7 protein-coding genes are annotated in these 10390 nt (G+C 32.3%); 4 read left to right on the top strand and 3 right to left on the bottom strand.

Features of this window, described 5'->3' with window-relative positions; translation table 11 throughout:
- The coding region (locus ACIQ2S_RS07995; protein ID WP_396174769.1) for a T9SS type A sorting domain-containing protein at positions 1-1171 on the bottom strand (1171 nt) is incomplete at its 3' end.
- 275 nt (positions 1172-1446) lie between these two features.
- On the opposite strand from ACIQ2S_RS07995, the gene metK reads away from it, so the two are divergent.
- Positions 1447-2697, top strand: coding sequence for a methionine adenosyltransferase (gene metK / locus ACIQ2S_RS07990; protein WP_396174767.1), 1251 nt, complete (start codon positions 1447-1449; stop codon positions 2695-2697).
- 69 nt (positions 2698-2766) lie between these two features.
- On the opposite strand, the gene ACIQ2S_RS07985 is transcribed toward metK, so the two are convergent.
- Together ACIQ2S_RS07985 and ACIQ2S_RS07980 are read right to left on the bottom strand one after the other, a co-directional pair.
- Positions 2767-5508, bottom strand: coding sequence for a carboxypeptidase regulatory-like domain-containing protein (locus ACIQ2S_RS07985; protein WP_396174765.1), 2742 nt, complete (start codon positions 5506-5508; stop codon positions 2767-2769).
- 40 nt (positions 5509-5548) lie between these two features.
- Positions 5549-6472 carry a GLPGLI family protein gene (locus tag ACIQ2S_RS07980; RefSeq protein ID WP_396174763.1) on the bottom strand — a complete coding sequence of 308 codons (924 nt, stop codon included), beginning with the start codon at positions 6470-6472 and terminating at the stop codon, positions 5549-5551.
- A gap of 128 nt (positions 6473-6600) precedes the next feature.
- Here ACIQ2S_RS07980 and ACIQ2S_RS07975 point away from each other — a divergent pair, with 128 nt between their 5' ends.
- From ACIQ2S_RS07975 to ACIQ2S_RS07965, 3 genes are all read left to right on the top strand, one after another.
- The gene (locus ACIQ2S_RS07975) at positions 6601-7392 is read left to right on the top strand and encodes a hypothetical protein (RefSeq protein ID WP_396174761.1); all 792 of its coding nucleotides are present in this window, start codon (positions 6601-6603) and stop codon (positions 7390-7392) included.
- Positions 7392-8006 carry a deoxynucleoside kinase gene (locus ACIQ2S_RS07970; RefSeq protein ID WP_396174759.1) on the top strand — a complete coding sequence of 205 codons (615 nt, stop codon included), beginning with the start codon at positions 7392-7394 and terminating at the stop codon, positions 8004-8006. The genes ACIQ2S_RS07975 and ACIQ2S_RS07970 overlap by 1 nt, the downstream gene beginning before the upstream one ends.
- A 100-nt stretch (positions 8007-8106) precedes the next feature.
- Positions 8107-10390 (top strand): hypothetical protein (locus ACIQ2S_RS07965; protein ID WP_396174757.1); only part of this gene is annotated, 2284 nt, incomplete at its 3' end.

Below are 10390 nucleotides of genomic sequence, written 5' to 3'. Positions count from 1 at the left end.
CAGATTTTAAATCTGAAACATCAACTGAAGTATTTGAAACACCTGATAGATTCATGTTTTTTACAATTCTACCATTAATATCGGTAATTTGTATAGCACTCATCAATGCGGTATTGGTCTCTAAAATAAAATTATCCTTAGTTGGATTTGGATATAAAGAGAAATTATTTGCTTGGAAATCATCCACACTCAATGGAACTTGAACTTTTACTTCAAAAACCATAAATATACCAGCTGCAGTTGCAGTATTTGCATGGATCCCTACATGATAAACACCGGTAGTAGTTGGTGTGAAATTGTAAACTCCCGTAACTGCATCAGGCAATAAGTCAGGAACACCGATACCTGATTGTAAAATTCCTGTTACAGCACCTATTTGTTGGTTGAATGTTGCTGTTGAAACAGGAGCATTCAGCATTACAACTCTAAAACTTTCGTTTGCCGGAACAGGGTTATTGAATGCATTATATTTAACAGAAACATTGTAAGTAGTTCCAGCCGTCAATGTAAGAGCTTTCGATATTAACCAGTCGTTTTTAGGTGCATTATTCGCCGCTGTTGGAAAAATTAATACAACAGGATCATTCGTTAAATCGCCATTGAAATCATTCCCATTATTATAACTCCAAACCAATGCATCTGTACTTGAAGTTGTCCAACACATAAAGTTCTGCTGAGGATTCCAATTTTCGGTATAAGGTAAAACATTCGAACAATCAGCTGGAGCAGAAACAGTAAATACAAAAGATAAATTATCAGCATCGGGAGCCCATCTATTATCAAATTGAATATAATATGTAGTGCCAGCGTACGCATAAAAAGTAAAATCTGTTAAATAATTGGTAGAACTAACATCGTCTGAAGCAGCATAACAGACCAAAGCCACACAAGTTCCTGTAAAAACTGAAACTCTTGAATCTCCAGCAGCAGGATTAGTTGGGACGATATTTGTATTAATTCTTGCAACCACATTTGCTGTTGGTGTGTATGAATACCATTTAGCTCCTGTTGGCGTGGGTGTTCCATAACAACCTGTAATATAAGTGCCATTTAAAACACCGTAATTAATAGCCGTCGGACCTGGAGTCAGAACAGTTGCAGTTGCACAAGTTAATTGTGAAAACGCATTAAAATAACCTATTAATAAAAAAGAAAGTAAAAGTTTTTTCATAATTATTTGATTTATAAAGTTAATACAACAAATATAGTAATTAAAAAAAACAGAAGATAACTTTAAAGTTAATTAATTTAAAAATTAAAATATATTTTTAGAAAAACATATTCAATGATTCAAAATGCTTTCATACTTTTGCATTTGAATTTTGAGGAAAAATTTGACTGATTGCAACCTCGTAAAAAAAATGCTAAAGCAGAAATCTCCTTTAGTCTTTTTTTACCGTCCCTGTCAAATACTTTCTTTTCTTAAACAATTATAAAAGAAAAAATATGGCTTATTTATTTACATCGGAGTCTGTAAGCGAAGGACATCCTGATAAAATTGCAGATCAAATTAGTGACGCATTAATTGATAATTTTTTGGCTTTCGATCCGGAATCAAAAGTGGCTTGTGAAACATTGGTTACCACTGGGCAAGTTATTTTGGCAGGAGAAGTAAAGTCGAACACCTATTTAGATGTTCAGCAAATTGCGAGAGATGTGATCCGAAAAATTGGATACACCAAGAGCGAATATATGTTTGAGGCCAATAGTTGTGGTATACTATCTGCTATTCACGAGCAATCTGCGGATATTAATCAAGGAGTAGATCGTTCGAATAAAGAAGAACAGGGTGCCGGCGACCAGGGAATGATGTTTGGTTACGCAACGAATGAAACTACTAATTATATGCCTTTGGCTTTGGATATTTCGCATGCGATTTTGATTGAATTGGCAAACTTAAGAAGAGAAAATAAAGAGATTACTTATTTAAGACCCGATGCAAAATCGCAGGTGACTTTAGAATATTCTGATGACAATAAACCCGTTCGTATTGATGCGATTGTAATTTCTACCCAACATGACGATTTTGACGAAGAATCAGTAATGTTGGGAAAAATTAAAAAGGATTTAGTCGAAATTTTAATTCCTAGAATTAAAGCTAAGTACCCTGAATATGCTCATTTTTTCAATAATGAAATCACCTACCACATTAATCCAACAGGTAAGTTTGTGATTGGCGGACCACATGGAGACACCGGTTTAACAGGCAGAAAGATTATTGTTGATACTTATGGTGGAAAAGGAGCTCATGGAGGTGGAGCTTTCTCGGGTAAAGATCCAAGTAAAGTAGACAGAAGTGCAGCTTATGCCACGCGTCATATTGCTAAAAATCTTGTTGCGGCCGGATTGTGCGACGAAGTTTTGGTGCAGGTTTCATATGCTATTGGTGTGGCAAAACCTACTTCAATTAACGTGAATACTTATGGCACTTCCAAAGTGAATTTAACTGATGGAGAAATCAGCAAAAAAGTAGAAGGTATTTTTGACATGCGTCCGTACTTTATTGAACAACGTTTGAAATTGAGAAATCCGATTTATAGTGAAACCGCAGCTTATGGACACATGGGAAGAACTCCCCAAACGGTTACCAAAACTTTCAAAACTCCTAATGGTGAAGAAAAAAACATTACTGTTGAATTATTCACCTGGGAAAAACTAGATTATATAAATCAGGTAAAAACTGCCTTCGGTTTATAAACTACATTTCCAAATACATAAAAAACCCATCTGCTAATCCGATGGGTTTTTGCTTTTTATTGTGTTTATTTATAAATTATATTTCAAGGAAAACACAACATAACGCGGTTGGACAATATATTGTGAAGTTCTAAAACCTGTTTGATTAAAACTATCATCATTTAAAGATGTTGTATTTAATAGGTTGGTTCCACTAATTCTGTATTCCATTTTACCATCCTTTTTACGGTAATTAATACTTGCATTCAAAAAATCATACACATTTTCAATGGTTCCGCTTGAATTGCCATAATTGTAATAATTGTAATCACTTGTAATAGAAAATCCATTCAAGAAGTAATAATCTAATTTTATAAAAGGCTGCTGTGTAGTAAATGTGGTTCCTTGATAATCATTTATTGAAAGTGTATATCCAGCTTCAATGTTAGGCCATTTTCGATATTGTGTCGCTAATGAAAAAGTATAGCCTTGTCCGATAGATTCCGTAGTTTGAATAAAATCGGAAGCTGGATTCGTTGGGTCCTGCGGATTTACCCTTAACGTATTGGTTTTGTTCCAATTTACATTGGCACCTATAGAAGCTTTATAAAATTTTAAAAATGCTCTTTGGTAACCGATGTTCCCACTTAAGTTTTCGTTTTCAAAATCGGCATTTTGACGTTCGCTAACTTGATAAAAACCATTAAAAACCGTTCTGTTTATAACCGGATCGGTTGTTTTATTGTAATTTATATTACCGAAAATTGTTGTGTAATTAAACAAATTATATTTAAAGTAACGCAACGAATGACTTTGCTGCAGGGCATTTTCTAAAAATCGATTACCACGATTTAACAAGTTAAAATTATTAAAGGTAAAACCTACTGCAAATGAATTAATATCACTAAATACATTATTCATTCGATACGTATAGGTTAACGACTCCGATTTTTTTATTTGATATTGGGCAAAAACATCTGGCAAGACACGTGTAAAATTATCATTTACCCGATTACCTAATTGTTCATTAAAAGTATTGTAACGATGTAAACTTATCCCTGGATTAAAGGTAAATTTTCCGGTGATAAATTTGTAATGCACCCCTAAATAAGCATCGTTAAAAGAATATTTTACATTGTTGTTATTAAATTCATCTTCTTCAATATCAAATTTGGTCCCATTATCTAAAATCTGAAAAATGGACGAATCAAAATTTTGATTGGAATAGGAATTTCCTACTGTTACATTCAAAATCGATTTCATATTAATAGAATAATAGTAATCAATTTTAGCGTCTATTTTATTTGTTTTTACAAATCGTTCCTGATTGAGGTTGTAAAAAGCCTGATCTTGATTGAATCCAATTGCCGGAAAAGGATCATTTTCTAATGTTGGATTATACAAAGGGTCTTCATCTTGATATAATTGTTGCACTTCTAAAACCCAAGTATTCTTGGCATCCTGTGTCCAAAACATATTTAAACTTTGATTTACAGCAAGCGGGTCGTTGTCTTTAAATGAATTAATTACGTTTGACTGTTCAAAATTGCCGTCTGGATCGATGGTTACTGAGTTGGTAATCACATCATTTGTTTCACTTTGTGAAGAACGACGCAAAGAAACGTCGTAATCTAATTGGAAGGCAGCATTTGGCTTAAACTTTGAACCGAACTTGAAAATCCCCAAATTATTATCAACCTTTGACACATCACTTCGCTTTTCTATGGTTGCTACTTCGGTTGAATTTGGCTGAAATATTTCAATTAATGACTGAGTGTTTAACCATGTTTCGTTGGATGAAACCACTCCAAAACCACTAATATTCCATGATTTTGAAATTTTCTGCGTAACGTTTACAGCTCCAAATTGTGTTACAATTTCTTCTGCACGATCATTACGTTGGGTGGAAATACCCAAATCATTCGACGCGACATTAAAATTAGTCCCACTTCGTCCAATCGTATTTCTGGATCCACCGGTTAAACGAAAATAATCACGTAGTGAAAAAGGCACATCGCCAATATTATTGAAATTGGTAAGAACATTTACACTTGTATTCGGACTGTAATAAAATAATTTCGGATTAACAATATACCGTTCATCTGGACCAACTCCGGCAGCTATATCTCCAAACCAAAATTTATCTTTTCCTTTTTTTAATTTGATATTGATAGCTACATCATCATTATTGTTTTCTAAACCCCGTAACTGACCAACTTCGGTGAAGTTTCGCAATACTTGAACTTTGTCAACAGCATCTGCAGGAATATTTTTTGATCCTAATTTAGTATCTCCTTCAAAGAATTTTTTACCGTCGACTAATAGTTGCGTAACTCTTTTTCCTTCTACTTCTATTTCACCGTCGGCATTCACTTCAACTCCGGGCAATTTTTTTAAAACATCTTCGAGCTTTTGTTCGGTTCCGGTTTTAAAAGAATCAGCATTATATATAATGGTATCTCCACTTATTGAAACCGGCATCTCCTGTACAACTTCTACCCCATCTAACGCAAAACCGCCTTCAAACATCGTCAGAGTTTTTTGAATGTTCTCCTCTTTTGTTTCCAAAACAACATCCAACGATTTGAAACCGATAAAACTGACTTTAATTTTATATTTTGAATTGGCCTTTAAATTTAAAGAAAATCTGCCTTTATCATTGGTAATTCCGTAGGCATCCATGGCTTTAGTATCTTCATTAATTGCCATTACATTGGCCATCTCCAAAGGTCTTTTTAAAGAATCTTGCACAACACCTTCCACTTTCAAGGACTGTGCAAAAGAAAAATAAGAAATAAAAATAAATAAAGGAGTATATAGTTTTTTTATCATTGTGCTTTTATGATTTAATTTTTAGCTTTAAAAAAATGAATTAACCACCCATTCTAAATTGAGTGCGGCCTCCTTGACCTTGATTCATTTCACGCATCTCTGCCATTTTATCAGCTACAATTTTATCATATTCTTTTTGAGTGACAACTTTCCCGTTTTTAGGGGCTTTGATTTCTTTTTTCTCTTTCGGATTAACGACGATTTTAGAACATAAAATAGTGGTTTTTCCATCACTTACTTCCAGTATCAACCCCGGTAATCCCCAATAATTTTCGGGACCTTGCGGAACGGGAACATCCATTGTATACCAAGCAGTAACAATAATTTCTTTTGGCATTTCCCAACCATCCATAAAATTGGTGGTTTTAGCTTTTTCTTCTGTTTTAACCTCTGTTTTCGCAACTTCTTCCTGTTTAGAATCTTCTTTTTTAACTTCATCTTCTTTTTTACGACGAAAATTTCTAAAATCAGATTCTACTACCGGCCGAACAGCTGTAGCCTTAAAACACAAATAATTACCAATTTGTTTGGTCTCACCTTCCATTTTCCATTCTAATTTTGGCAATGAATCCACTATTAAAAATTCTTTACCAAAAAATTCTTTATCAACAGTATATGTTTTGTCTTTCACGTTTTTAAATTGAGTGCCACCACCACCCATCATCGAGCCCATCATTCGCATACCTCCGCCGCCTTGACCGGGTTGTTCAATTTTTTCTTCTTCTTTGTAAGTCGAAGTAGTTTTATCAAAGGTCAAAATGTATGTTTTTTCAAACATACTTTTCATACGCTCTTCTATGTTTTTTTTCATTTCAGGAGTAATTTCTCTATTCCCTCCAAAATTTGCCATCATATCAGCGGTGCTGGTTTTTGACTCATAAACAGCCATTCCCTGAAAATCTTGAGCAATAGCTCCAACAACAGCAGTAAATAATGTAATTAATGTAACGACAATTGTTTTCATTTTTAAACGTTTTATTATTTGCAAATCAAATATGACGAGTTTATTGGAATTTTGTTACCAATGTTTTGTTAAATATATTTTTCTAAGACATTATCTCTTTCTCAAGGTTTAATTGTAAATTAGCATTCATGAAAAAATTCACGCTAGCTATTCTATTCTTGCTTCCAATATTTTTATTTGGGCAGGAACAAATTATAGTAACCCAAGCAATTTCTGCAGAAAAAATCGAAGCAGATTTATTTGTTGGCTTTGACAATTTTGGTTATCTATATTACACCAAAGGACAAGTTTTTTACAAAAAAAAAGGTGCTGAAATTTATCAATTTAAGAATGTGTCCCTTGGCTCTATCACTCGTGTAGATATCATCAATCCGTTGCGAATTGTACTATTTTACGAACCTTTCAACACGGTTATACTTTTGGATAACCAACTAAATCTTACTAAAAAAATTAGCTTTTCTGAAAATTCAACACCAATGGTTATTTCTGCAACCGGATTAGCCTCTCAAAACCGATTATGGATATTTAATACAATCAACCAACAAATCGGTTTGTACGACTTTAATAAAAATGTTGTTATTCATTTGGCAACTCCATTAAATGATAAGGTTTTGCATTACCAAAGTGAAATTAATTTTTGTCATTGGATTAATGCAAAAAATCAATGGTTCACTTGTGATATATATGGGAAAATCTCTTTTATAGCTACTGTCCCGGAATGTGAAGCAGTAGTTTTTATTTCAAATTCAAAAATTGTCTTTAAGAAGAACAACCAACTTTATTTGTTTGATAGTAACCTTACAACAACTTCAATAATAGAAATTGACAAAAAAACGTTTGATAATTTTACCGTTAAAGACCAAAATTTAACTATTTTTACCAACAACGAGATTAGTACTTATAAAATCATATTACCCTAATGCATATAGCAGTCGCAGGCAATATTGGAGCCGGAAAAACAACACTTACACGCTTATTAGCAAAACATTTTAAATGGGAACCTCATTTTGAAGATGTTGTTGACAACCCCTATTTAGATGATTTTTACCACCAGATGGAACGATGGTCGTTTAATCTGCAAATTTATTTCTTAAACAGCAGGTTCAGACAAGTACTCCAAATTCGCGAAAGCGGAAAAAAAATTATTCAGGATCGCACCATTTACGAAGACTCGCATATTTTTGCTCCCAACCTTCATGCGATGGGATTGATGTCTAATAGAGATTTCCAGAATTACATCTCATTATTTGATTTAATGGAAAGCATGGTGCAAGCTCCCGATTTACTGATTTATTTGCGAAGTTCTATTCCAAATTTAGTGAGTCAGATTCACAAAAGAGGTCGTGACTACGAAACCACAATTTCAATTGATTATTTAAGTAGATTGAATGAACGCTACGAAGCTTGGATTCAAGGATATGATAAAGGGAAACTCTTAATTATTGATGTAGACAACATCAATTTTGTTGATAACCCTGAAGATTTAGGAATGATAATCAACCGAATTGATGCTGAGATAAACGGATTGTTTTAACTTCTTTTAAACCAAAAATTACATGCCTAAACAACTAAAATTCATTATTTTTATAATACTGTTGTGCTTTAACTTTTCTTTTTCTCAGGAAACATTATCTGTGTCTCAAAAAATTTCAAAAAAATTTTCTGATTATTATTTCTACGATAGAGAAACCATTCATTTACATTTAAATAAAAACCAATACTTCTCTAGTGAAGAGATTTGGTTCAAAGGATATATCTACAATCGAAAATCAAAACTCCCTTTTGTTGAAACAAACAATGTATATGTTTTGCTTTTGGATGAAAACGGGAACAAAATTCAAACAAATTTATTTTTTGCAGATCAAGGCGTGTTTTCGGGGTCATTAAAACTGAAGGAAACCATCGCTTCCGGCAGGTATTTTATTCATACATACACCAATTGGATGAATAATTTTTACGAAAATGAGTCTAGTGTTTTTGCTTTTGATGTTATAAACATAAAGGATACTGAATATATTTCATCTGCAACAAATCGTGAAACAGATATAAAAGCGGTTTTTACTCCGGAATCCGGTGTTTTATTAAATGGATTTACCACAGCTATTGGCATTCATATTTCTGACTGTTTTTCTAATGGGATTCAAATCAATTCCGGTGAAATTATTGATTCAAAAGGTGAAATAGTTACTACATTTATGACAGATAAGTCAGGATATGGTAAATTTGAAATTAAACAGTCAACTAATTTACCATTAAAAGCTGTTTACAATTTTAAAGGACAAACTTTTGATGAGACGTTACCAAATTATGTATACCAAGGAGTTTCACTTGCTATAAATAACATAACATTCACTGATAAAACAATACTAGTTGCCCGAAAATTATTAAATAACAATAAATTAAATGATGTTTTTTATTTGGTAATTTATCAAAATGAAAAATCAATTGTACATGAATTTAGTTTTGGGTCTAAAGATGAAATTACATTTACTATTCCTAAATCTGAATTATTTGTTGGATTAAATACGACTTTAATTCTTGACAGCACATTAAAAAAACTTTGTGAGCGACTCTTATTTAACCCCTATTCAAATAAAGTAGAATTTAATTTCTCCAAAACCTCAAAAACTGCAAGTGACGTAACTTTTAAAGGCACAATTAATCAAGAATTTGGAGATTTAAGTATTTCTGTTTTACCGGAGGAAAGTTTAAATTTAGATAACAAAAAAAATATTTTTTCCAGTTTTCAAACAGATGCTGTTACAGAGAATTCGGTCAACATTTTGCCAATACATTTTACTTCAAAAAATAGGATTGATTTGATTACTGTTGACAACGCATTAATCAGTAAAAAAAACAAAACCAATTGGGATTTTTTACTAAATAATACGCAGCGGAGTTCGTTTGAATTTGATAAAGGACTAACTATAAAGGGGACAATAAATCAAGATTTAAAAGACCTTTCAAAATATCAAGTAGCACTTTTTTCATTGCCTTACAATTTAAACTTAAAAAGTCCGCTAAATGATAAAAAAGAATTTGTATTTGAAAATCTTGCTTTGGCCGATTCGTTAATGCTTAATTTAACACTTTACAAAGACTTGACTAAGACGGTTGATATTAAAATGTATTATACGGTAACAAATGCTAACAGAGTATTCTCAAAACCATTTAAACCTGAGCCCATAGTATGTTCAAAACCAATTAAACAAGAAACCGATATAGCAAAAAATTCAATGCCTCTTTTCAAAGAAAAAATTATCTATTTAGACAACGTTGATTTAAGCGGTAATTCTAAAAACAACTTCAAAAGATTAAATACAAATACCAATAGCAGCAATTATAAAGCTTTCAAGATTGCTGGTACTGAAAAGGAAAAACTTCTCAGAATTACTGATTTTTTATCCCAACAAGGTTTTGGTGTTATCAATGACTTTGGCCAGTTAAATATCTACAGCAGGATTGGCAATAGAGAACAAAAGTCGCCCGCTATTTATGTAGACGATGTTTTATTACTTGAATATTCAATTTTAGAATCCTATGACATGAGTCAAATTGATGAGATTTATATTGATATGTATTCTGATTCATTCATACAAGGAAATGCAAATCAAGGTGTAATAAAAATATATACATTACCGGGTTCTAAAATAAAAAGCAGTTATTCTGAAACAAAAGATATTGTTGTGAAAGGTGGTTTTACAAAAAACACTACTTTTAAAAATAAAGAATATTATACTTATGATGATTTAGGTTTCAAAAACCATGGCGTGATTCATTGGGAACCATTAATTAGTGTAACTAACGGCACCTTTGAATTAAAATTCCCTCATTATAATCAAAAAGTAGTTAAATTAAAAATTGAAGGTATGACAAAAAATGGCGAGTTAATTTCAGAAATTATAACTCTAAATTTAT

It is taken from the genome of Flavobacterium sp. (assembly GCF_044371705.1).
Taxonomy (GTDB): domain Bacteria; phylum Bacteroidota; class Bacteroidia; order Flavobacteriales; family Flavobacteriaceae; genus Flavobacterium.
Note: the sequence above shows the minus strand (reverse complement) of the source record. Positions and strands in the feature narration are given on the sequence as shown.

What these genes read in the sequence shown, in the direction of transcription:
- metK (WP_396174767.1), top strand. Translation starts at nt 1,447, where the DNA reads ATGGCTTATTTATTTACATCGGAGTCTGTAAGCGAAGGACATCCTGAT.
- ACIQ2S_RS07985 (WP_396174765.1), bottom strand. Translation starts at nt 5,508, where the DNA reads ATGATAAAAAAACTATATACTCCTTTATTTATTTTTATTTCTTATTTT.
- ACIQ2S_RS07980 (WP_396174763.1), bottom strand. Translation starts at nt 6,472, where the DNA reads ATGAAAACAATTGTCGTTACATTAATTACATTATTTACTGCTGTTGTT.
- ACIQ2S_RS07975 (WP_396174761.1), top strand. Translation starts at nt 6,601, where the DNA reads ATGAAAAAATTCACGCTAGCTATTCTATTCTTGCTTCCAATATTTTTA.
- ACIQ2S_RS07970 (WP_396174759.1), top strand. Translation starts at nt 7,392, where the DNA reads ATGCATATAGCAGTCGCAGGCAATATTGGAGCCGGAAAAACAACACTT.